General features: G+C 62.1%; 19 protein-coding genes. 8 read left to right on the top strand and 11 right to left on the bottom strand.

Annotated features, from left to right (window positions below; genetic code table 11):
• The first annotated feature begins 36 nt into the window (after positions 1-36).
• From K7R21_RS06260 to K7R21_RS06245, 4 genes are all read left to right on the top strand, one after another.
• Positions 37-282 carry a hypothetical protein gene (locus K7R21_RS06260; RefSeq protein WP_224982417.1) on the top strand — a complete coding sequence of 82 codons (246 nt, stop codon included), beginning with the start codon at positions 37-39 and terminating at the stop codon, positions 280-282.
• Positions 283-445: 163 nt separating this feature from the next.
• Positions 446-898, top strand: coding sequence for an SRPBCC domain-containing protein (locus K7R21_RS06255; protein WP_224982416.1), 453 nt, complete (start codon positions 446-448; stop codon positions 896-898).
• 31 nt (positions 899-929) lie between these two features.
• Positions 930-1,454, top strand: coding sequence for a PaaI family thioesterase (locus K7R21_RS06250; protein ID WP_224982415.1), 525 nt, complete (start codon positions 930-932; stop codon positions 1,452-1,454).
• A 26-nt stretch (positions 1,455-1,480) separates the two neighbouring features.
• On the top strand, positions 1,481-3,124 hold the full coding sequence (locus K7R21_RS06245; RefSeq protein ID WP_224982414.1) for a fatty acid--CoA ligase: 1,644 nt from the start codon (positions 1,481-1,483) through the stop codon (positions 3,122-3,124).
• A gap of 65 nt (positions 3,125-3,189) precedes the next feature.
• Here the strand turns inward: K7R21_RS06245 and K7R21_RS06240 are convergent, their stop codons facing one another.
• From K7R21_RS06240 to K7R21_RS06230, 3 genes are read right to left on the bottom strand one after another with little or no spacing between them, the layout of a single operon-like run.
• Entirely contained in the window at positions 3,190-4,578 is a 1,389-nt protein-coding gene (locus K7R21_RS06240; RefSeq protein WP_224982413.1) for a transaminase, read from the bottom strand.
• Between the two features lie 34 nt (positions 4,579-4,612).
• Positions 4,613-6,445, bottom strand: a complete 1,833-nt coding sequence (locus K7R21_RS06235; protein WP_224982412.1) for an aldehyde ferredoxin oxidoreductase C-terminal domain-containing protein — start codon at positions 6,443-6,445, stop codon at positions 4,613-4,615.
• Positions 6,446-6,498: 53 nt separating this feature from the next.
• Positions 6,499-9,477, bottom strand: coding sequence for an NAD-glutamate dehydrogenase domain-containing protein (locus tag K7R21_RS06230; protein WP_404813629.1), 2,979 nt, complete (start codon positions 9,475-9,477; stop codon positions 6,499-6,501).
• 287 nt (positions 9,478-9,764) lie between these two features.
• On the opposite strand from K7R21_RS06230, the gene K7R21_RS06225 reads away from it, so the two are divergent.
• Positions 9,765-9,998, top strand: coding sequence for a hypothetical protein (locus K7R21_RS06225; RefSeq protein WP_224982411.1), 234 nt, complete (start codon positions 9,765-9,767; stop codon positions 9,996-9,998).
• A 135-nt stretch (positions 9,999-10,133) separates the two neighbouring features.
• On the opposite strand, the gene K7R21_RS06220 is transcribed toward K7R21_RS06225, so the two are convergent.
• Complete coding sequence (locus K7R21_RS06220; protein ID WP_224982410.1) at positions 10,134-11,654, bottom strand: amino acid permease; 1,521 nt, start codon at positions 11,652-11,654, stop codon at positions 10,134-10,136.
• 94 nt (positions 11,655-11,748) lie between these two features.
• Positions 11,749-13,107 carry a putrescine aminotransferase gene (locus tag K7R21_RS06215; RefSeq protein WP_224982409.1) on the bottom strand — a complete coding sequence of 453 codons (1,359 nt, stop codon included), beginning with the start codon at positions 13,105-13,107 and terminating at the stop codon, positions 11,749-11,751.
• A gap of 282 nt (positions 13,108-13,389) precedes the next feature.
• Here K7R21_RS06215 and K7R21_RS06210 point away from each other — a divergent pair, with 282 nt between their 5' ends.
• On the top strand, positions 13,390-13,614 hold the full coding sequence (locus K7R21_RS06210) for a hypothetical protein (RefSeq protein ID WP_224982408.1): 225 nt from the start codon (positions 13,390-13,392) through the stop codon (positions 13,612-13,614).
• Here K7R21_RS06210 and K7R21_RS06205 read toward each other — a convergent pair.
• Together K7R21_RS06205 and K7R21_RS06200 are read right to left on the bottom strand one after the other, a co-directional pair.
• A complete protein-coding gene (locus K7R21_RS06205) occupies positions 13,592-14,392 on the bottom strand; it encodes a hypothetical protein (RefSeq protein ID WP_224982407.1) in 801 nt (266 codons plus the stop codon). The genes K7R21_RS06210 and K7R21_RS06205 overlap by 23 nt on opposite strands.
• A gap of 317 nt (positions 14,393-14,709) precedes the next feature.
• Positions 14,710-16,491: a sigma 54-interacting transcriptional regulator gene (locus K7R21_RS06200; protein WP_224982406.1), complete on the bottom strand. Its 1,782-nt coding sequence runs from the start codon at positions 16,489-16,491 to the stop codon at positions 14,710-14,712.
• A 495-nt stretch (positions 16,492-16,986) separates the two neighbouring features.
• On the opposite strand from K7R21_RS06200, the gene gabT reads away from it, so the two are divergent.
• Both gabT and K7R21_RS06190 read left to right on the top strand, forming a co-directional pair.
• Positions 16,987-18,288: a 4-aminobutyrate--2-oxoglutarate transaminase gene (gene gabT, locus K7R21_RS06195; protein ID WP_224982405.1), complete on the top strand. Its 1,302-nt coding sequence runs from the start codon at positions 16,987-16,989 to the stop codon at positions 18,286-18,288.
• 59 nt (positions 18,289-18,347) lie between these two features.
• Complete coding sequence (locus K7R21_RS06190; RefSeq protein WP_224982404.1) at positions 18,348-18,572, top strand: MoaD/ThiS family protein; 225 nt, start codon at positions 18,348-18,350, stop codon at positions 18,570-18,572.
• 11 nt (positions 18,573-18,583) lie between these two features.
• Here the strand turns inward: K7R21_RS06190 and K7R21_RS06185 are convergent, their stop codons facing one another.
• From K7R21_RS06185 to K7R21_RS06170, 4 genes are all read right to left on the bottom strand, one after another.
• Positions 18,584-19,423 carry a DMT family transporter gene (locus K7R21_RS06185; RefSeq protein ID WP_224982403.1) on the bottom strand — a complete coding sequence of 280 codons (840 nt, stop codon included), beginning with the start codon at positions 19,421-19,423 and terminating at the stop codon, positions 18,584-18,586.
• 151 nt (positions 19,424-19,574) lie between these two features.
• Entirely contained in the window at positions 19,575-20,933 is a 1,359-nt protein-coding gene (locus K7R21_RS06180; RefSeq protein ID WP_224982402.1) for a putrescine aminotransferase, read from the bottom strand.
• 76 nt (positions 20,934-21,009) lie between these two features.
• A complete protein-coding gene (locus K7R21_RS06175; protein ID WP_224982401.1) occupies positions 21,010-21,528 on the bottom strand; it encodes a 4Fe-4S dicluster domain-containing protein in 519 nt (172 codons plus the stop codon).
• Positions 21,529-21,539: 11 nt separating this feature from the next.
• Positions 21,540-23,309, bottom strand: coding sequence for an aldehyde ferredoxin oxidoreductase family protein (locus tag K7R21_RS06170; protein WP_224982400.1), 1,770 nt, complete (start codon positions 23,307-23,309; stop codon positions 21,540-21,542).
• Between the last annotated feature and the right edge of the window lie 37 nt (positions 23,310-23,346).

Genomic DNA, 23,346 nt, shown 5'->3' with positions numbered 1-23,346 from the left:
TCTGGGCGATGTGCCTACTACGACAGGAGTGCAACCATGAAAAGGATACTTCTTATAGTAAGCATGGTGTTGAGTGCGTTCGCCTCCGGGTGTGCATCCCGAGAGGGGAGTGCGGTCGGTGGTGCCTTGGGTGGCGCGGCGGTTGGCGTCGGTGCTTACGAATACAGTGCCCATCGGCAGATGGAGCAGTTGAATGCCGACTACAAGGCAGGCAGGATCGACCGGAGAGAATACGAGATTCGCAAAAACCAGATCGAGAAAGGATCTCTTTTCCAGAGGTAGCTTATACACAACCAGTATCTTCACGCAAGGCCGCCCACAAAAAGGGCGGCCTTTTGTTTATCCAGTCAAACTTTTTGCCTTTCGTATACAAACAAATATGGCATCCGGACCCGAAAAATTGTAATATTCCTGGTCTTGTGACTGGAGCAGGCCCAGAGGCTCAATGAAACCTTTCCACACCGAAATAGTTCTGCAGACGACCAGTGCGAGGGTATGGGAACTACTTAGTGACTTTTCGCTGTACCCGCAGTGGAATCCCCTGTTCCCCAAGGTCACCGGCCCAGGGACGGCTGGAGAGCGCCACGAAGTCACGGTCCATCTCCCCGGCATCGACCCGTTCACCGTGCAGGCAACCCTGTGTGACAAAGGGGAGGGGGGGGTGTCGTGGCACACCGCCTTCCTGGGGCGTCCCATGCTCGCCTGGACCTTTTCCTGCCGCATCGAGCCGGTTGCCCCCGAGCGCCTGAAGATCCGGCTGGACTCGGAGTTTTGCGGCATCTTAGCGCCGCTGTTCCGTTTCGCCTTCGCCAAGTCGATGGAAGAGGGGATGGAGCAACTGAGCCAGGCACTGCGCCGCTGGGGCGAAAAAGGAAACGTGCGCTGCATGCGGTGCTGACAGTCACCAATGTTATTTCCAGGAGGGATCTATGAAGGAATGCTGCACTGCGGACCAGCATGCGTCCGTTCTTAACCTGCCGCCGGTTCAGGGACGCTGGCCCGGCTCCTGCTTTGTCTGTTCCGAGGGGCATCCCCACGGCCTTGGCCTTCGCTTTCACCATACCGCCGATGGTGTCGCCTGTCTGACCACCGTCCCCGCTGGCTACTGCGGATTCGACGGCATGGTGCACGGAGGTATCATCTCTGCGCTCATGGACGAGGCGGCCGCCTACGCGCTTTTCGCCCGCCACGGCAAGCTCGGCGTGACCCGCGAGATAACCGTCCGCTTCCTGAAACCGGTCGCCACCGGTACCGAGATCCGCGTCGTCGGCCAGGTGCTGAACTTCGATCCCCCGGAGGCCGAGGTGGCCATGGCCATTTACGATGTAGGCGGCCAGCGACTCGCCGAGGGGCGCACCCAATGGTCGTTCCCGCGCCTGTCGCGCATCGCGGCCCTGGCTGGTGTCGAAGAAGGGGTGCTGCAGGCGTTCCTTGATGACTGCCAAAAACTTTGACCATCGCTTCAATGAGGAGGCCATAGATGAGTGATTTACTTATTCCCCGCACCCCGTCCGCGTACGACTATCCGCTGCTGATCAAGAACATGCTGCTGTACCCGGTGGTCGACAACCCCGAGCAGGAGATCGTCTATCGCGACCTCTACCGTGGCAACTACCGGCAGCTCAAGGAGCGGGTAGGTCGGGCAGCCAACATGCTGACCAGCCTCGGGGTTCGTCCCGGGCAGACCGTCGCGGTGATGGACTGGGACAGCCACCGCTACCTCGAGCTCTTCTTCGCCGTGCCCATGATCGGCGCGGTTTTGCACACCATTAACGTGCGCCTGTCGCCAGAGCAGATCCTGTACACCATCGACCACGCCGAAGATGACGTGCTGCTGGTGAATGCCGAGTTCCTTCCCATCCTCGAGCAGATCCGCGGCAGGATCGACAACGTGCGCACCTATATCCTGATCAGCGACGAGGAGTCCAAGGAAGACGACACGGTTCCCTTCGCAGGCGAGTATGAATCGCTGCTGGCACAGTCCTCCCCCCAGTTTGATTTCCCGGACCTGGACGAGAACACCCGCGCCACCACTTTCTACACCACCGGCACCACTGGCATGCCCAAGGGGGTCTATTTCAGCCACCGGCAGCTCGTGTTGCACACCATGGCCCTGATGACCACGCTCGGCACCGCCACCGCGCACGGCTGCCTGCACCGTGATGACGTGTACATGCCCATCACCCCGATGTTCCACGTCCACGCCTGGGGCGTTCCCTACATCGCTACAATGATGGGGCTGAAGCAGGTCTACCCCGGGCGCTACCTTCCGGAAACCCTGCTGGAGCTGAAAGAGAGGGAAGGAGCCACCTTCTCGCACTGTGTCCCTACCATCCTGCACATGCTCCTGAAACACCCGCACGCAGCGCGCATGGACTTGAAGGGATGGAAACTTATCATCGGCGGCGCCGCCCTTTCCCGTAACCTCTGTGTCGAGGCGCTCAAGGCGGGCATGGATGTCTTCACCGGCTACGGCATGTCCGAGACCTGCCCCATCCTCACCATTTCGCAACTGACCCCCGCGATGCTGGAACTCTCCCACGGGGAGCAGGCCGAGATCCGCTGTAAGACCGGCCTCACGCTGCCGCTGGTCGACCTGCGCGTGGTCGACGCCGACCTCAACGAACTGCCGCGCGACGGCGCCAGCGCCGGCAACGTCGTGGTCCGCTCTCCTTGGCTCACCCAGGGCTATCTCAAGGACCACAAGGCTTCCGAGCGTCTCTGGATCGGGGGGTACCTGCACACCGGCGACGTGGCGGTGCGCGACGAACTGGGCTACCTGCGCATCACCGACCGGAGCAAGGACGTCATCAAGGTCGCCGGGGAGTGGGTTTCCTCGCTGGAACTCGAGGACATCATCGCGCATCATCCGGCGGTCGCCGAGGTGGCCGTGATCGGCAAGGCCGACGAGAAGTGGGGTGAGCGCCCGCTGGCCCTCGTCGTTCCAAAACCGTCCGTGAAAATCACCGAGAAGGACATCTCCCATCACGTCAGGCAGTACGCCGACAAGGGGGTAGTCAGCAAGCAGGTGGTGCTGGTCAAGGTGAAGTTCGTAGATGCCATCGACAAGACCAGTGTCGGCAAGATCAACAAGGTGGCGCTCAGGGAAAAGCACTTGGGGTAACCGATAGGATAGGAGACGCAGGAAGGGGGCGCCGGCGAAGCGCCCCCTTTTTTTGTCGGCAGGGCCTACCTGGCTGCCAATTCGGCGATGCAGTCGCTCCAGACCTGCGCCAGGGTATCGATCTGCTCGTCAGTCGCCATAGGCGGGACCAGCATCATGTTGTGGAAGGGGGTAATGAGCACCCCGCGGTTAGCCAGGTAGAGGTGGGTGTAGTAGATGAGCTCCCAGTCGAAATGAGCCTTTGCCTCGGAGCCGTTCACCGGCAGGCGCGGCATGAACTGCAGTTCGCAACGCGCTCCGCTCCTGGTCACGCTCCAGGGGATGTCGTACTTTTTCAGCGTAGCGTCGAGCCGGTCAGATAGCCTGTTCTGCCCGGCGATCATCCGCTCGAATGCCTCTTCGGTCGCCACGTGCCTTAGGGTTGCCTCCATGGCCCGGATTGCGAACATGTTGCCGGAAAGGGTGCCGCCGATGCCCATCGGGTCGGAAACGCTCTTCTTGCCGAACGAGGCGTTGATCCGCTCCGCAATCTCCTTGGTAAACCCGTACACGGCGACGGGGATGCCGCCGGCAATGGATTTACCCAGGGTGACGAAATCCGGCTTGAGCCCGTAGGCTGCCGTGTACCCGCCGGGACCGGTGGAGAGGGTGTGGGTCTCGTCGATGATCAGGATGCAGCCGTACTTGGTGCAGAGATCCCTCAGGGTCTCGTGGTACCCTTCCGCAGGAAGCACCATGCCGCAGTTGGTCATGACCGGTTCGGCGAGGACGCAGGCAACGTCGCCGTGGGCGAGTTCACGCTCCAGGGCGGGGATGTCGTTGAACTCCACCACGCGGGTCAGCGCGTCCTTGGGGACGCCGGGGTTCATGTCGAAATCGGAGCGAAGCTCCAGCTTCCCGTCGGGGGCGATGTGCGGCAGCGTCTCGTCGATCGAGCCGTGGTAGCACTCGTTCATGACCAGGACCTTGTGCCTGCCGGTAAGGGCCCGGCAGATCCTGAGCACGTAGCGGTTCGCCTCGGTAGCGGTCATGGCGACCTGCCAGAAGGGGAGGCCAAAACGGCGACCAAGCTCCAAGCCGGCATCCAGGGCGTACTCCGAGGGGAGCATGGTCGTGATCCCCTTGCGTACCTGGTCGGCAACCGCCGCTGCGGTCGGTTCGGGCGAGTGGCCGAACATGGCGCCGGTGTCTCCCAGGCAGAAGTCGAGGTACGTGTTGCCGTCCAAGTCAGTGATCTTGTTTCCCTGTGCCTGCTGTACGAAGATAGGGTGCGAGGTGCCCCAGTCCCCCATCCAGGGCATCGGGACGCCGTTCAGGAGCATCTCGTGCGCGCGCTGGAAGGTCTTTTTCGAGTTGGGGGTGCGCCGCTCGAAGAGCGCGTCCTCGCGAGCCCTGAGTTCGACCAGTCGCGCGTCTGACACCACCCTGTAGGATGTCTTCATTTCCGTGATCATCGTTCCTCCGTTTTGGTGAAAGTATCCTTGTTGCTCAGGCTAAAAGCCCCTCCATCTCTGGGGCGAATGCGTCCCAGACCTGCTTTTTCATCTCCTCGAGAAATTGCGGCGTCACAAAGCGGGGGAGGGCGATGTTCGGATTCGGGGTGCTGAATACCTGCTGCGGCAGCGTGTACTCGTCGTCCTGGTACCCCTGGCGCTGTTCCAGGGCTAGTCCCCTGAGGTAGGCACGGCGCACTGCCGCAACGATCTGGTCCGAGTCGATTTCCAAGCCGGTTGCGGCTTTTACTGCGCGCACCACGAAATCGTGCCCCATGCCGAGCCCCACGAACTTGCACAGGCCGATCATGTCGTAGCCGACCTGCAAAAGCCCCTGCTTCGTGACGGCATGGACCCATTCATCGAGCCCTACCTTGCCGTCCCTGGCAAGCAGCATGTGCGTGCCCATGGACATGTGCCCGCCGGCAATGGCAAAGGCGTAGCCCGGGTTCGTTTCCGGCAGGTAGGCCGGCAGTTCCAGCCCCTTGACCTGCATTGCGTAGCCGGTCTCCCCGAGAAGGGTCGACAGGCGCTTGACCCCCTGGCCAATAAGGGCGCAGGAACCGCTACCGGTGGCGAGCACCAGTTCGCGCACCTTCTCGTAATCCCCGAAGGTCGCTCCGTTCAGGATGCGGTTTTGGGGGTGACGCGCGTTGTAGTCGAGGATGTAGGCGATGGTGGTGCCGAGGGAGATGGCGTCCATGGCCAGGTTGTCGCAGAACCGGATCAGTTCGGCGACCTTATCCCCCTCGTGGATGCCAAGGTTGGTGCCGAACAGGTTGAGCGGCTCGAAGTCGAACTTGGCGATGAACTCGCCCGCGCTACCGTCCTCCTTCTTGCGGTAGATGTTGTTATGACAGCGGATGCCGCAGCGGAAGCAGGCCTCGCTGCGCACGTGGAGGTTTTTTTCCACGTTGTCGCGGTAGAGCCCCCGGATGCCGTCCGCGGCGACGGAGCGGAAATTGTTTTCCGGCACCGCCTTGAACACGTCCAGAACCTCGAGGTTGGCCCAGGTTCCGCCACCGCCTCCTTGCGCCAGGGGCTGGAAGCGGTTGGAGCCGCCTGCCTTGACCGCGTCGCGGTTCACGTCCCTCATCTCCGGAGTGATCGGCGGCAGTTGATCCTCGCTTTGGGCCACGATGGCGACCAGGTTCTTGTAGCCCATGAGGCTTCCCATGCCGCCGCGCCCGGCAAAGCGGCACTTGTCCTCGCCCGTCTTCAACTGGTTCTCCGTGCTGAGGGCGATCGCCCCCATGAAAACCTGCTTGAAATGCTCGCCTGCGGGGCCGATGACCGCGAAATGCGCCCCCGGATACTCCTTTTGCAGCACCATGATCTTGTCGTGACTGCTGAGCCCGAGCAGGTGCGCGGCCGGCTTCAGCTCTGCCTCCGGTCCCTCGGCGCCTGCCTTGAACACAGCATAGACCGGGTTGTCGGCACGACCCTCGAATACTACCTCATCAATGCCGGTCCACTTCAGCTTGGCGCCGAACTTGCCGCTTGCCGCGGACCACATCGCTGCGGGAAGCCCCTTGTTGGACTGCTTGAGCGGACTGTAGCCCGAGAAATAGCTGCGCAGGCCGGTCATGACGTTGCTCCCGGTGAGGAGCCCCGTATTCAGGATGAGCGGGTTCTCCGGGGTGTAGGCCTCCTGTACCTGCCGCTCGGCAAGCATCTGGAACGAGCGTCCGAAACCGCCCATCACCTCTTCGAGGTTGCGGCAGGGGATCTCTTCCATGATGATCTGCCCGTTGCCGAGCGACACCGTACAGCGGCTGTAGAGCACCGCAGACGGGTCGCTGCCGGGGGTATTTGTGGTTAATCGCATGTATCCCTCTCTGTAAGTTCTCGGGTGCGGCACGCGCGGCACCCGGTTCGTGGTCAGGCCGCCGGCTGCCTCTTAAGGTGGGCCTCCACCAGTTCACGGTAGCCGTCGTTGCCTTTTTCGCCCCGGTAGACCATGGACGAGGCGATCTCGCTGGAGAGGATGGCGTACTTGTACTTGGCGGGAAGCCCCTTGGTACGCATCCGGTAGGCCGGTTTCTCGGCCAGCATCGCGGGGAGGTGCGCCAGGATCGCCTTCCGGTACAACGGCCGGTCGCACAGGTGCGGGTATTTCTGGAAGAAGGCGAACAGCTTGGCGTACTGCGCGTTGATCTCGGTGCTGATGGCGTCGGAGATCTCGGTGTACAGCTGGGCCCCGGCGGCCTCGCGGTGGCGGCGGAAGATGAGCCGTGCTTCGTCCTCGGCCCTCTTGTTCAGGATCCGGATCACGTCCCCCACGTAAGGCTCCTTCTGCTCCAGGAACTCCTTCTCGGAGAGCAGCAGGTTGCCGATGATCTCGTAGGATGACGATATCACGCCGCACTTGTTGGCCGAGGCGTCCCGCATCAGCACGATGCCACGCCTTTGCAACTCGATGCGCGCCTTGGGGGTGATGAACGAGTTGGCGCCCTCCACGATAGCGCGGGTGAGCGGGGTGCGGTCATCGGCGAAGAAGCGGTCGCAGTCGTGCTCCCTGACCGTTTCCGGTCTGCCACCTGCCGGTATGAAAAGGTCTGCGGCCACGGTGAACACCAGCGAGTTGTACTCGCGGTAGAACTCGTCGTTGGACACCCATAGCTCGTGCAGGCCCTTCTCGTCGCGCATCACCTTGAGGTAGAGCTCCTTCATTCCCTCGCGCCGGGTCCGGTTGCGGTAGATGATGAAACCGCCGGGGTGCAGCGCCTGCGCGTCGAAAGCGTCAACGTCGGACTGCAGCACGATGCGTCCGAGGGCGTCCCGATCGGCGCCGGAGGGGTCGTAGAGCGCGCCGGTGCCGTCGATGATGAGCCGGATGGCGACCTTGGGGCAGCGCTCCAGCAACAGGTGCATGGAGTTGCCTGCCACGTCGCCGTTGGGGCCGCCGGTGAACTTAACCGAAAAGGGGTCGCGGTGCATGTCGATGCCGAGCTCCGCCATGGTGATCTCGGCGAACCTGATTACTCCGGCCGAGGTGACCCCGTACTCCTTGTGGTTGATGCCCACTTTCTTGCTGGACATGATGCCGACGCCGAGGAGATAGCCACGCCGCACCGACTGGGCCGCCACCAGTTCGACCATGGCGTCGTGCATGTTCTCGTCGGGACCGAGCTCGATCGGCTCGTCCTCGCGGTAGTAATCGACGACGCGCGGATCCCTGGCGCGCCCGTTCTCGGTGACGAAGATGTCCAGGAAGGCGTTGATCAGCGAGTACTGAAGCTTGTACAGGCGCTGGGTGACCAGGTCGCGGTCCTGGATGCCGGCGGCGTCGAGCACCACAACCATCTTCGAGCCACCTTCGTAGATGTCCTTGTTCTTCAGGTGCTGGGTGTGGGCGAGCACGTAGTTTTCGCGGAAGAGCGAGTTGGCACAGGTGACGTAGTCGTCGCGCCCGTTGGTGATCAGGGTGCGCCAGCCGCCACGGGCGATATCCGAGAAACCGATGTGGTACCCAAGCCCGTAGCGGGCATGGAAATAGGTGATCCTGAAAGGGCGCTCCGGCGGCAGGTCCGCCGAAAACTTGGGATCCATTTCCGCCATGTAGGTCGGGTCGAGGCGGAAGGCTAGGGCGCTTTTCTCCAGCACGTAGAAGTTGGTCTTCAGCGTGTAACGGATGAAGAGCAGGGCGCAGCGGAAGATGGTGCGGCGGAACTCGTCCAGGAAGCCGTGGCCGGTGTTGTAGCTGTCCACGACCCGTTCGGTTTCGGCCAAGACCGCGGCGTAGTGCGCCTCGCGGTCGGCGACAGCAGGCTCGAAGCGGGCGCGGAAGAGCTTAACCAGCTGCTGGGCGATGTCGGGGTGGTTGTGGAAGGCACGCATGATCCCTTCCAGGTCGAAGCTGTCCGGATGGGTGTGCGCCAGGTTGGTGTGGCAAAAGCCGATCATCGCGTTGACCAGGAGCGCGTCCTCGCCACTCATCACCCCCTTGACCACCAGCTCGGTGTAGGAAGGGGAGGCGGTGGAGAGGATCTGGGTGTTGTAGAGCTCGCGCTGCAGCTGCAGGAAAAGTTCCGAACCGCGGGTCACCTCGCCACCGTCGCGGGTGGTGACGTAGAAGTTGCCCAGGAAGTAGGGATGGATCTCGTTACTGATGGTGAGGCAGTAGGCCCTCTTCACGCTCACCTCGAGCCGGTTGAACACCTCCATGATCTGCTGCAGGAAGTCGCGCTGGGGCGGGTTCCCGACCGCGAACATGAGCCTGGTTTCCCCGCTGCTGGCGGGCTCGGCGTCGAGGTAGACACCGCTGTTGTTCCTGGTCTGCTGGAACAGCCAGAGCGTGCGCGCCACGCGGGTAGTGGGTGAGATGCGGACGTAATCCGGGTTGTTGACCCAGAGAATACCGAGGAGATAGTCGAGCCGCTTGTGGTCGAAAGAGGGGTAGTCCCGCTTGAGGGCAGCGGCGATGCGGCGCTTGATGGCGCTACCGGGCCGATCGGTGCTGGCGGCAACCTCCTGCGGCGTCTTGCGCTCGAACTCGAAGCGCTGCAGTTCGAGATGGTGCTCCGAGTCCGGCAACGGCCCGTTGGAAACGGCGAAATGGGCGTAGGAGATGTCGCGCTCCTTCAAGGTGCGCAGCGTCTCGTACAAGGACCCCGGGCGGTTCAGCACTGCCTGGATGAGCATCCGGTCCCGGTCCGCCAGGATCATTCTGCGGTTGTTCGCCAGGTTGTGCAGCCCGCTCGCCAGGATGGCGATGGCGTCGATCTCTTCCTGCATGGTGATGAAGAAATAGGGATGAATTCGGGAATGAATCCACTCGAGGTTCCGGCTGGCGAGCGTGCTGTTGCGCTTCATGACGCGCTGCACCTTTCCGGAAATACGGTCATCAACAATGTCCATCGGTAACTCCCCTAGTACGGCCGGCGGCCGGGATGAAATGGCAGTCGCTGCCATCTTTGATGACGTGGGCCGGGCTCCGCACGGTACGGCAGCGGATGGCCCCTTCATGATCAGCGGTAGTGTAAACAGCATAAGGTGTGCCAGCATGTGGTGAGGGGTTAGCCGTGGGGGGGAGGGGATGAGGTGAGAGGTAGAATTTAATTATATTTCAAGCTCTTATCGGCCCTTGCATTGGGCTGGTTTGCACTTTTGCCGCCACAACGCGGCGCGAACGGGAGGCTTGGCGGATGCGGCAGGGCATCGGAGCTGGTGTTTTTCGGCTTGCGGCGCTGAAGGACTCTGGCGGAATTGACGGTGAAGTTGGTAAGGTGCTTGAAAATATGGATGTTTTGATTGTGGTGCTACATGCTGCGCTGCATCTCTGGATGCAAGGTGGCATCTTTTGGGATTTTGTGTGGTTCTGGGGAGGCAGAGGCAAATCCCCCCTGTCCCTTCGCAAAGGGGGTTACTCAAAACCTTGATCACAGTGGGAAGGACTGGCACCGGTGGCAGGAGGGAAGGGCGACTTGTGAGACACCTGGCACTGAATTATGCGAGAACTAAAAAAGGGCCTCCTGGTGGGAGGCCCTTTTTCTTTGTGGCGGATTTGAATGCGGTTAGTCGGCTTCGGCGGCGCAGTCTGCGGGGTAATCGACGATGCCGGCGGTGCGGGGTTTGAAGACGTCGTCGAAACGGACCTTGCTGTGCAGCCTGGCCAGCACTTCATGATCCACCTTCCTCATCTTGTGGATGATAATGGGCAGGACCAGCAGCGGCACGCCTGCGTAGAAACCGATGCGCAGGCTCTCGTTGAAGGCGGTGAAGACGAGACAGCCCACCATGCTCCAGATGCCCAGGTGCGCGAAGTACGGGAAGCCGGGCGCCACGTACTTGAGATCCTTGGTGCTATAACCGTTGGCCACCAGGCGCTTGCGGAAGTTCATCTGCGACCAGATGATGGAGATCCAGGCGATGGTGCCGGTGAAACCGGAGATCGACAACAGCGCCACGAAAACCTTGGACGCGGAGAAGAAGTAGGAACCGGCGAGGAAGAACCAGACGCCTGCGATGACGAAGAGGGCGGCGTTGCCGGGGACCTGGTGCTTGTTCAAGGCACCAAGGAACTTAGGCGCCATGCCTTCGCGCGCCATGGCCCAGGTGACGCGGACCGTGGAGTACAGGCCAGAGTTGGCGCAGGACAGGGCGGCGGTGAGGACCACGAAGCTGAAGAGGCCGGCGGCCCAGTGCAGTCCGTACTGCTCCAGCGCCGCGGCGAAGACGGAGCCACCTTCCACCCCGGCCTTGGCCCACGGGAAGATGGTCACCAGCAGGAATACCGGGACCATGAACAGCATGATGACCCTGACGGTGATACTGCGCACGGCGGTGGGGATGGTCTTGCTGGGATCCTTGGCTTCACCGGCGGTGAGACCGATGATCTCGACCCCCTGGAAGTTGACCAGGAGCATGACCATGGTGGTCAGTAGCACGAAGCCGCCGTTGGGGAAGATTCCCCCGTTGCCGGTAAGGAAGCTGGTGCCGATCCCTTGCGGGTGGTTGTTCGGGATCACGTTGAAGTAGATCAGGATTGCCACGACGCAGAAAACGACGATGGCCATGACCTTGACGATGGAGAGCCAGAACTCGATCTCGCCAAAGGCCTCAACGTGGGAGATGTTGACCACGGTGATGACGATGCCGAATAGCACGGCCCACATCCACTCGCTGGTCCCGGGCACGAAGGTCTTCATGATGATGCCGCCGGCGATACATTCCGCTGGTATGTAGGCCATCCAGTTGAAGACGTAGCTCCAGCCGACTCCGGCTGCCCAGGAGGGGGAGATGAACTCGGATGCGTAGGTGACAAAGGAGCCCGAGATGGGGATGGCGACAGCCAGTTCGCCCAGGGCGATCATGACCAGGTAGACGATGAGGCCGCCCAGGGCGTAGGTGATGAAGGCGGACGGGCCGACGTCCTTGACGATGGAACCGGTGCCGAGGAAGAATGCCGAGCCGATGATGCCCCCCAGTGCGATCATCATGACGTGGCGGTCCTTGAGACCCCGTTTGAGGCCGCCATCGTCGAACGATTCGAATCCAGTTTCCAACAGATGCACTTCTTTTACTTGATCTGTCATGGGTTTCTCCGTTCAGTGGAATTAAATAACAAAATTGATTGATCCGTGTATACAAAAAACCGCGGTGGGGACATGGCCCCGCCGCGGCAGTAAATCAAACTTCGGTTGCGATGTTCTTGAAGACGTCTTCGAGCCGTACCAGCATCTCGTCGATCAGCTCGTAGCTGATGGTGAGGGCGGGCTCGATCCTGATGCTCTTGGCGTTGATGAAGGTACCCGCGGTCAGCACGCGGCGGGAGAACATCCCCGAAGCCACCTGCCACCCCATCTCGTCGGTCGGGAAGTCCATGCCGATCAAGAGGCCCTTACCGCGCACTTCCTTCAGCACCTGCGGGTACTTCGCCTTGAGACCTTCCAGCTTCTCCACGATGTACTCGCCCTTCTCGCGCGCCTGGCGGGGCAGGTCTTCTTCCAGCATGACGTTGATGTAGGCAAGCGCTGCCGCGCAGGCGATCGGGTTGCCGCCGGTGGTGGTGGAGTGCATGAACGGGTTCGGTTCCATGCATTCCCAGACCTTGGAGCTGGCGAAGAAGCCAGAGCAGGGGATGACACCGCCGCCCAGGGCCTTGCCCAGGCAGATGATGTCCGGCACCACGTTCCAGTGGTCCACGCCGAACAGGGTGCCGGTGCGGCCCAGGCCCGTCTGCACCTCGTCCGCGATCAGGAGCACGCCGTACTTGTCGCAGATCTCCCTAAGCTTCGGCCAGTAATCGTCCGGCGGCACGATGGCGCCCGCTTCGCCCTGGATCGGCTCGGCGATCATGGCGGCGATGCCGTCGCCGACCTGGTGCGCGGAGACGATGGCGCGCTCGACGGCGGCTGCGTCGCCGTAGGGGACGTGGCGCACGTTGCCCAGAAGCGGCAACAGCGGCTCGCGGTACATAGCCTTGCCCATGAGGGTCAGCGGACCGAGGGTCTTGCCGTGGAAGGCCTTCTCGGTGGAGATGAAGCCGGCCTTGCCGGTGTAGAGCTTGGCGAGCTTCATGGCGCCGTCGACGGCCTCGGTGCCGGAGTTGATGAAGAAGCCGTACTGGATGTCGCCGGGGAGCAGGTGGGCGAGCACCTTGCCCAGGTGCGCGCGCAGCGGGTCGAGCATTTCCTGGCTGTACTGGGGGCTGCGGTCGAGCTGTGCCTTGGCGGCGGCAACGATCTTCGGATGCCTGATGCCGGCGGAGTAGAGCCCGAAGCCGCCTAGGATGTCGATGAATTCGCGGCCGCGGGTGTCGGTGAGGGTGGAGCCCTGGCCGGTCCACTCGACGGAGGCGAAGTCGCCTGCTTCGGTCATGGACTTGCGATACTTGAGCCACCCCTTGTTGATGTGGTTGGCGAAGTTCTCGACGGTCTCCTGCTCGATCTTTTCGCGCTCCGCCGCCGGGACTTCGTGTTCCGGGGTCAAGAGCAGGTTCAGCATCCTCTGGGCCTCGCTGTGGGCGTAGGCTACGTCTCTCGTCATGGCTGGGTCTCCTTTAAGCTGCAAAATGCGAACTCGATATCGCATTCTAATTCTGCACGTGACATGCCACGGTTTAACGGGGGTGGCACGATAATGCGTCGCATAGGTGGTGCGCAACTGGCGGGGGTAGCGTGTCTTTTTGGGTATACGGCTGATATAAAACAATATTTCGTATACGCGAGCTGCCTGATTGGGGGGGAGATGAGTGCATTATTTTTTTTGTTGTGCCAGGGAGGACTGCGGGTTGGGCCGGGTGGGGGTGAGTTGAGATGAGGTTTGCTGATGCAGTGCGGCATCATGGGAATGATGGGAATGATGGGAATGATGGGAATGATGGGAATGATGGGAATGATGGGAATGATGGGAATGATGGGAATGATGGGAATGATGGGAATGATGGGAATGATGGGAATGATGGGAATGATGCAGGGGAGGGAGGAGGTGGGCGGCAGGGGAGGGACCCCCCTGCCGGTGATGCTGGGGGTTAGAAGGAGAGCATGGCCTTGAGACCGTAACAGTTCTTGGCGCCTATGCCGACGTTCTTGGCGTGGCTGCTCAGATGGTCGGAAAAGGTGTACGAGGGGGTGATAGTCACGTTGTCGAACAGCTTGTAATCGACGGTGGCGGAGACTTCGTAGTTGTGCCAGTCGCTGTAAATGCCGCTGCGGGAGTCGGTATCGGTGTAGGCGGCGCTGGGGTTGTGCTGGTTGTAGGAGACCAGGGCGCCCAGATTCAGGGTCAGCTTGTCCTGGACCAGGGGAACCGGCTGGGTGACCGATGCGGTATAGAAGAGGCCGTCGTTGCGAGCCTCCAGGAAGTCCCAGTAGATCCCGAGCGTCGGGCTGAGCAGCGTGTTGTAGGTGGCGCGCAGGTAGAACTCAGCGGTGTCCTCTGCCGCGTCGAGAGAGTAGTACTGGGCTCCTACGTTGAGGGTGACGTCCTTCACCAGCTCCGGAACGGCGTAGTTGATGATGGCGTCGTTCTCGGTGGTTTTCGCCTTGGCGTACCCGGTGTCACGGTTCTGGTTGTTGAACCAGTAGCTGAAGGTGAAGGAGTTGTAGGTGAGATCCATGCCGCCCTGGGTGACGAAGGAGTTTTTGGCGTTGAGCTGGTTGCCACGGAACATGTACTTGTTCATGACACCCAGGTACACGTCACCGCTCACCTTGGGCCCGGGCGGGAGCGCCGGCGCCTCACCCTTTGCGTGCGGGTCGCCGTCCGCTGCCAGTGCTATCGAACCTAACATCAGTACCAACGCTGCTGCCAATAATACGCTTTTTCTCATTTCTTCCTCCTGTGGTGGATTACAACATTGAATGCGGGCTCTGCGGCTGCATTTGCTTATGAGAGGTGTATTTGGGCGGGTTCATCAGCACGAGGTGTGCCAGATGTGTATACGGCGGTGGGCAATCCTGAGGATACGGTGGTGCCGGGCGTGAAAACTGCCGGTTTCACAAACGATTAGGACAGGGTAGGGGTGGCCCGGCGCAGGTTGACGACCGTGCGCCGGTCGGGATAGGGGGGCGGAGCATCCGATGCAACACCCCGTTTGATGCAAAACGGAATCCGGGATGCGGCGAGGCATCAGCCGCCGGGGAAGGACTAGGATATGCCGTATTTCTTGAGCTTGCGGGCCACCGTGGACTGGTTGATCCCCAGGGACTCGGCGATGCGGTACTGGTTGCCATGCTCCTTCATAGCGTCGCTCAAAAGGGAGCGCTCCACGCTTTCCAGTATCTGCTCCAGGGTCATGTCCGCCGGCCACACCGGCAGGGCCTGCTCGGACTGCGGCACCGGCTGTTCCGCTGCGCTGCCGAAAAGCTGCTTGGGGAGATCCTGCAGGTCGATCACCTCGGTCTCGGACATGACCACCAGCCGCTCGCACAGGTTCATCAGTTCCCGCACGTTGCCGGGATAGCTGTAGCCAAGGAGCGCGTCCAGGGCGGCGCGGGCGAGTCTTTTCTGCTTGCCGACCTTCTGGCTGAAGTAGTCGATGTAATGGCGGATGAGCGGCAGCAGGCACTCCTGGCGCTCGCGCAGGGCCGGGATGTAAAGGGGGATCACGTTGAGGCGGTAGTAGAGGTCGAGGCGGAAGGTCTTCTCCACGACCATCTTTTCCAGGTCGCGGTGGGTGGCGGCGATGATGCGCACGTCGACATTCCTGCCGGTGGTGCCGCCGAGCCTGGTCACCCGCCCGTCCTCGAGAAAACGAAGCAGCTTGACCTGGGACGCCAGCGGCAGTTCGGCGATCTCGTCGAGGAACAGTATGCCGTTGTCGGCAAGTTCGAGGTAGCCGGGCTTGGCGGTCTGGGCGCCGGTAAAGGCGCCGCGCTCGTGCCCGAACAGCTCCGATTCGATGAGGGATTCAGGAATAGCGCCACAGTTCAGCTTGATGATGGGTTTCGCGCACCGGCTCGAGTTCTTGTGGATCAGGTCGGCGAAGAGCCCCTTGCCGACGCCCGATTCGCCGTGAATGAGTACGGTGGAGTCTGCGGAACTCACTTTGACGGCCTGGCGCAGCGCGGTGATCATGCGCGGGCTCTTGGCGATGATGGTCTGCGACGCGAGCTCGGCCTGCTGCTGTTCCAGCATGTGGTGCCAGAACTGCCCCTTGATTGCCTCCTGGTCCTCGAGTTCGCGCTGCAGCTTGTCGATCTCGGTGATGTCCCGCTCCGAGACCACCACCCTGATGATGCCCCCTTCGTCGTCGAAAACCGGGGTGCCGGTGACGATCAGCTTGCGGTTCCCCTCGTTGACCAGCATGTTGACCACGCTCTTTGACCCGAGCACTTCAAGGGCCGGCGAGCGTTCCATGTACCCCTGCTCGATCAGTTCGCGGGCGGTGAGGCCGACAACCGCTTCCTTCTTGACCCGGTTGTTGCGCTCCGCAGCCGGGTTGATGCGCAGCACCACGCCATAGCCGTCGAAGACCCAGAGCCCTTCCGAGGAAGAATCGATGATGGCGCCCAGCTCCTTGGTCAACTCCCGGAACGACCTGAGCTGCCGGGTCATGATCTCGAGGTCGGTGTTTTCCACGAATACGCAGATTGCCCCGGAGACCTCGTCGTCGACCATGACCGGGCTTACCGTGACCAGGAAGCTCGTTTCTCCCTTCTGGACCGAGAGTTCGAAGCGGGGCCTGCGGTCGCGCATGGTCTCCACGACCTTGCTCCAGAGCGCCGGGTACTGACCGCTCAGGGAGCTTCCCGGGTAGATGTCGAGGCTCACCCGGCTGACGCGGTCGGACAGGAGCACCGTTCCGGCGGTGTCGACCGAGATGATGCCGTCGCCCATGGCGTTGTACTGCGCCGCGTTGAAAGCGTCCTGGTGGGTCTGCTCCGGGGTAGGCGTGTTTCCGCCCACGAATTCTGCCATTAAGGTCATCTGGATCTCCTGCCACGGCCGTAACGAACGCCGCTGTTTTGGCAATAAATGCATAGCTGCATCAAAAATGCAAGAAGGAATGGGGCCGTCACATATATACACGATCCGGGCCGACTCCGTATACGGCGCTTGAACGGGTGCCGGTAGCAAGCGGTCTGCCACTACGTTCGCTGTTTGCTTGGTTAGAGACGAGGCACCATCCTTACGCACCGGAGGTTGACGGCATCGAACCGAGCTGAGAGGACGCTCACGATGATGCCTGACGGGATGTCGTTTTGCATTCAAGATGCAAACCTGCATCAATTACATCGCCTCACAGGGAGGGGCAACCACTGCTGCCAGGGGCGGAAGATGACAAAGGGGAGCTGCCAGCAGGAAAAGGTGGGGCGTTTGTGCTCGGGAGGCGTTTGGTACGTTCCTTGATAACGTTACTTACCCGGTGCCCGCGTTACCGGCAGACATGGCATCTACTTCAGTCAAAGGAGCCCAGAATCGATGAGAACCCAAGAAGTGTCGCAAGCGCTGCGCAGCAAGCATGTACCGCCGGGGGTGAGCGTGCTGTCCCCCTCTTTCGTGAAGGAGGCCCGCGGCGCGATCATCGTTGATACGGAAGGACGCGAACTGATCGACTTCGCCGGGGGCATCGGCGTGGCCAACGTCGGTCACTGCCATCCCAAGGTCGTCGCGGCAGTCAAGGACCAGGCCGAAAAGTTCCTGCACACCTGTTTCCATATCGTTCCCTACGACCTCTACGTCGACCTCGCCGCGCAAATGAACGAACTTGCGCCGGGGGATGGCGACAAGATGACTATCTTCCTCAATTCCGGTGCCGAGGCGGTAGAGAATGCGGTCAAGATTGCGCGCCACGCGACCGGGCGCCCCGCGGTGATTGCCTTCGAGAACGGCTTTCACGGCCGCACCAACCTCACGATGACCCTGACCAGCAAGGTGAAGCCGTACAAGCTCGGATTCGGTCCTTTCGCGCCGGAAGTGTACCGGATGCCCTACGCCTACTGCTACCGCTGTCCGTTCGGGCTGCAGCACCCGGGCTGCAACATGGCCTGCGCCGACCACCTGGAAGAATTCTTCATCAGCCACGTCGCCGCCGAGAAAACCGCGGCCATCATCGCCGAGCCGATCCAGGGCGAAGGTGGCTTCGTCACGCCGCCCCCTGAATATTTCCCCAGGCTGCGCGAGATCTGTGACCGGCACGGCATCCTCCTGATCATCGACGAGGTGCAGACCGGGATGGGGCGCACCGGCAAGCTGTTCGCAATCGACCACTGGGGCGTGGTGCCGGACCTGGTCACCACGGCCAAGAGCCTGGGAGGCGGGCTCCCCATCTCGGCTGTCACCGGACGTGCGGATATCATGAGTTCGCCGCACGTGGGTGGACTGGGCGGCACCTACGGAGGCAATCCGATCGCCCTTGCCGCGGCCCAGGCCGTGCTCGAGATATTCACCAAGGATGGCCTGCTGGCGCGGGCTGAGGAGCTGGGCGTCAAGATGCGCGCCCGCATGGACGAGCTGCAACAGCGCTATGAAATCATCGGGGAGGTACGGGGCAAGGGGCCGATGCTGGCCATGGAGTTGGTGCGCGACCGCGAGACCAAGGAACCTGCCGCGGCGGAGGCCAAGAAGCTGGTCAGCATGTGCTACCAGAAGGGGCTCGTATTGCTCTCCTGCGGCAACCACGGCAACGTTATCCGCACGCTCATGCCGCTGGTAATCACCGATGCGGAACTGGAGCGCGGCATGTCCATCATCGAGGAGTCACTGCAGGAGCTTTCAGCCTAAACTCGTGCCGCAGCCGGCGGGGCATCCCTGCCGGCTGCGGCGTCACTTCCGGAGAGTGCATGAAAGTAACCGTGAAACTATTCGCCCACTACCGTATCGGCAGGTTCAAGGTCTCTGTCCGCGAGTACGCACCCGGCACGTCGGTGCGGGCGGGCGTCGCAGAACTCGGCTTCAGCGGGGCAGGACCCGGCGTCGTTCTCGTCAACGGCTCTCCTGCGACACTGGACCACGTGATGAAGGAAGGCGACACCCTGGCGCTGTTCCCGCTGGTCTCCGGGGGATAACCCTGCCGTTCTCAGGTCAAAAGGGCGATCGCTGCCAGCGCCGTCGCCACCCCGCCCAGCTGGACCCTCGAAACCCTCTCCTTGAGTATCAACCAAGCCAGGAACACCGTGGCGCCCGGGAAGAGCGAGCTCAGTACCGCCGCCACATCCATCCTCCCCGACTGACCAGCGAGAATGTAAAAGCCGTTGCCGGCTACGTCGAGAAAGGCATTCAGCGCGACCAGGCGCCAGGGAAGGGCGCCCCATTCGCCGCCCCCCTGTTTCCCCGCCGCCAGGAACATGAGCAGCACCAGGACTCCGCCGCAGCGAACCGCAACCATGGGCCAGATCACGGCCCCGCCGCTTGCCGAGTGCATCAGGATCAAAAACATGCCGAGGCAGCTACCTGACAAAAGCGGTAGCCAGATGTGAATGGCCCGCAGAGGTTCCGCCGGCCCCTCGCTCTCTTCGCGGCACAAGAGCCACACCGAGGCCAGTGCGAGCGCCAGGCCGACGATGACTTTCCGGTCTGGTATACCCTGCAGGATCATCCCCGCCACGACCGGGAGGGCGGCCGCGGTGAGCGCGGACAGGGGCGCGGCGAGGCTCAGGCGCCCCAGCGTCATGGAGCGGTACAAAAGCAGTATGCCAAGCGCGTCAAAAGCGCCGGCCAGCATGTTGAGCGCCCACCCCGGGGCGGTGACCGGCGTCTCCCGCACCATGAGCGCGACCGGGATCAGCATGGCGAGCCCGGAGGCGATGGTGGCAAGGGTCATGGCGAAGGCGCCGGCGCGGCGGCTGCTGGTGCCGCCGATGAAGTCGCAGGTCCCCCAGCAAAAGGCGGTAGCAATGCCGCATAGTACGGAGAGCATGGTGGTTCACCTCTGAGTAACGGTTCACAGGAGATCGAGTAACTCCCTGTTAACGCGATTGACCGAAGAAGGGGGTGCGCATAAGCGACACCCCCTTTTTGTGTTCCGGGCGCCGGAGGGCGCCCTATGGTTCGCCAGCCTCGCAGCCGGACTAGAGCTCGCTCGCAATGCTCCTGAAGACATCTTCGAGCCGTACCAGCATCTCGTCGATCAACTCGTAGCTGATGGTGAGGGCGGGCTCGATCCTGATGCTCTTGGCGTTGATGAAGGTACCCGCGGTCAGCACGCGGCGGGAGAACATCCCCGAAGCCACCTGCCACCCCATCTCGTCGGTCGGGAAGTCCATGCCGATCAAGAGGCCCTTACCGCGCACTTCCTTCAGCACCTGCGGGTACTTCGCCTTGAGACCTTCCAGCTTCTCCACGATGTACTCACCCTTCTCGCGCGCCTGGCGCGGCAGGTCTTCTTCCAGCATGACGTTGATGTAGGCAAGCGCCGCCGCGCAGGCGATCGGGTTGCCGCCGGTGGTGGTGGAGTGCATGAACGGGTTCGGTTCCATGCATTCCCAGACCTTTGAGCTCGCGAAGAAGCCGGAGCAGGGGATGACGCCGCCGCCCAGGGCCTTGCCCAGGCAGATGATGTCCGGCACCACGTTCCAGTGGTCCACGCCGAACAGTGTGCCGGTGCGGCCCAGGCCCGTCTGCACCTCGTCCGCGATCAGGAGCACGCCGTACTTGTCGCAGATCTCCCTGAGCTTCGGCCAGTAATCGTCCGGCGGCACGATGGCGCCCGCTTCGCCCTGGATCGGCTCGGCGATCATGGCGGCGATGCCGTCGCCGACCTGGTGCGCGGAGACGATGGCGCGCTCGACGGCTGCCGCGTCGCCGTAGGGGACGTGGCGCACGTTACCCAGAAGAGGCAACAGCGGCTCGCGGTACATAGCCTTGCCCATGAGGGTCAGCGGACCGAGGGTCTTGCCGTGGAAGGCCTTCTCGGTGGAGATGAAGCCGGCCTTGCCGGTGTAGAGTTTGGCGAGCTTCATGGCGCCGTCGACCGCCTCGGTGCCGGAGTTGATGAAGAAGCCGTACTGGATGTCGCCGGGGAGCAGGTGGGCGAGCACCTTGCCCAGGTGTGCGCGCAGCGGGTCGAGCATTTCCTGGCTGTACTGCGGGCTGCGGTCGAGCTGTGCCTTGGCGGCGGCAACGATCTTCGGGTGCCTGATGCCGGCAGAGTAGAGCCCGAAGCCGCCCAGGATGTCGATGAATTCGCGGCCGCGGGTGTCGGTGAGGGTGGAGCCCTGGCCGGTCCACTCGACGGAGGCGAAGTCGCCTGCCTCGGTCATGGACTTACGATATTTGAGCCACCCCTTGTTGATGTGGTTGGCGAAGTTCTCGACCGTTTCCTGCTCGATCTTTTCACGCTCCGCCGCCGGTACTTCATTTTCCGGGGTCAGGAGCAGGTTCAACATCCTCTGGGCCTCGCTCTGGGCGTAGGCTACGTCTCTCATCATGGTTGCATCTCCTTTTCGCTTCAGGTGAAGCATCTGGTTTAAAGCATTGCATACCCCTCGTGTCAAGGGGGTAAGACTAGCCTCGTGAACTTCTCTTCAATGTTTCGGCTATCTTGTGCCTCTTTTCGAGCGGGGTACCCGACTGGGGCCTAGTTTTCATCTGCGCCGCCTTGAGCTGGAAGAGGGCGGCGTCCCCGGTTGCATGAACCAGGGCTTCGGCGTGGCACTCCTTTACGCAGACCGGATCCCCCTCGCACAGGTCGCACTTGTACGGGATCCCCTTGGCGTCCTGCTCGACCATGCCGTAGGGACAGGCGCTGACGCAGCTGCCGCAGCCAGAGCAGAGGTCGCGGTTCACGCGCACGACGCCGCTGCCGTCGCGGAACATGGCGGTGGTGGGGCAGGCTTCCAGGCAGTTCGCCTTGGGACACTGGAAGCAGATGTTGGGGACCGAGTAGCCGCGCAGTGGGAAGTTGGTCACGCGCAGCCTGGCCTTGCTGGGTTGAAAGACCCCCTCCTTTTTTGCGGAGCAGGCGATAGTGCACCTGTTGCAGCCGGTGCAGAGATCCGGGTTGGCGAAGAGTTCTTTTTTCAAGGTCAGGTCTCCTATAAGGTCGTTTTATCAAGGCCGAGGGTGGCCAGCTTGCGCGACGAGGGGATTCCCCTGGCACTCCAGTCGCGCAGTTCATAGTAGGACTGCAGGGCGCGGGAGAGATCGGCACGGCTGAATACGCGTCCCTCGTGCGGACCGGCCTCGAGCGGGCGCTCCATGATTTTCTTGGGGAGCGTGTCGTCTGCCGCGGTGAAGCCTGTGGCGAGGTTGAAGAGGCGGCTCAGGTTCCAGATCCTCTCTCCGGCCTGGTCCAGTTCCTCGGCGCTGACCGGTTCACCCAGACCGGTGGACATGAGGTCGGCCTCGATGGAGGTGTTGATGGTGCCCCAGAAGTCGCAGAAACCGAGGGACCACTTGATCGAGTTGGCGTTTTGCGCGTTCACCACCTCGGTCACCAGCGCGTCGATGTCGTGCGGGTCGGTGGCAAAGATCGGGAAGGCGCGCAGGTGACAGGCACCGCGCTCGCTGGTGGCGTAGGCGATGCCCATGCCGAAGTTGCCTCGCGGTTCGTAGGCCGGCATCTCCAGGCCCTTCACCTCCATGCTGAGGTCGGTGGCGCCGTACTTGTCGGCCAGGTGCTTCGCCCCCTTGGCAAGATCGCGGCCACGCTCGGTGGAGAGTGTGGCGATCTCGTAGACCACCTTGAGGTACTCGTCGACCTGCCCGAAGCGGAGGTTGAAGTTGTGCACGCCGTTTTCGGTCATCTCCATGGCGAGGCTTATGGTGCTGCCGCAGGTCATGGTGTCGAGCCCGAGGTCGTCGCACAGGCGGTTGAAGCGGATTACCGCCTCGAGATCGTGGATTTCACAGTTGGAGCCGCCCAGGCAGAGCGTTTCGTACTCGGGCCCCTCGATCTCGGCGGAATTGACCCGGGTGAACTTGCCGCAGGCCATCGGGCAGGAGGCGCAGGCGCGGTTGCCGAGTTTGGCGGCCTGGATGGCGTCGGAATTGAGCGTCTCTTTGCGGCCGTTGAACCCCTTGGTGTAGTTCCGGGTGGGATGAATGCCCATCTCGTTGGTTACTTCCACCAGGATGGGTGTGCCGTCGGTCTTGGCCCACAGGTTGTCGTCGCACAGCAGGTCGTTCCTGGTGTAGTGGTCGGTACGCTCCAGGAACTTGGCCATGTCGGCAACTGCGACGCCGCCGGTACCGCGGCAGACGACGCCTTTCAGATTCTTGCTGCCGAACAGGGCGCCGGTGCCGCCGCGGCCGAACTGGCGGTAGGACTCGGAGCCGATCATGCTGTAGGAGATCATGTTTTCAGCGGCGGGGCCGATGGCGAGGGTCTTGGCGCCGTGGGCGCCCATCGCCGCTTCCATCAACTTCTCGGTCTCGAAGATGCCCTGGCCTGTCATGTGCTCCGCGCATTCGATGGTAACAAGGTCATCGTCTATCTTCAGGAAGACAGGTGCTTCGGCGCGCCCCTTGATGATGATGCCGTCGTAGCCCGCGTACTTCAGTTCGGGGCCGAAGGAGCCGCCGACGTTGGACTCGAAGATGGTCCCGGTGTGCGGCGACTTGGATACCAGGCACATGCGGGAAGCGAGCGGCACCAGGGTCCCGCACAGCGGCGCGGTCATGAGGACCACGACGTTTTCAGGCGCGAGCGGATCTACCTCGGGGGAGACCGCGTCGGTGTAGTAGCGCAGTGCAAGCCCCCACGCTCCCCAGTACTCACGGGCCCAATCGGCGCGCAATGGTTCCGTGGTCACCGTTTTCGCGCTTAGGTCAACTACCAGCATCTTTCCCATGTAAAGATTCATATTCACCCCGTGACTAAGTTTCTGAAGTAGATGACCG

This window comes from Geomonas agri (genome assembly GCF_020179605.1).
GTDB classification, from domain to species: Bacteria; Desulfobacterota; Desulfuromonadia; order Geobacterales; family Geobacteraceae; genus Geomonas; species Geomonas agri.
The sequence above is the reverse complement of the archived record's forward strand: the minus strand, read 5'-3'. Positions and strand labels throughout refer to the sequence as shown.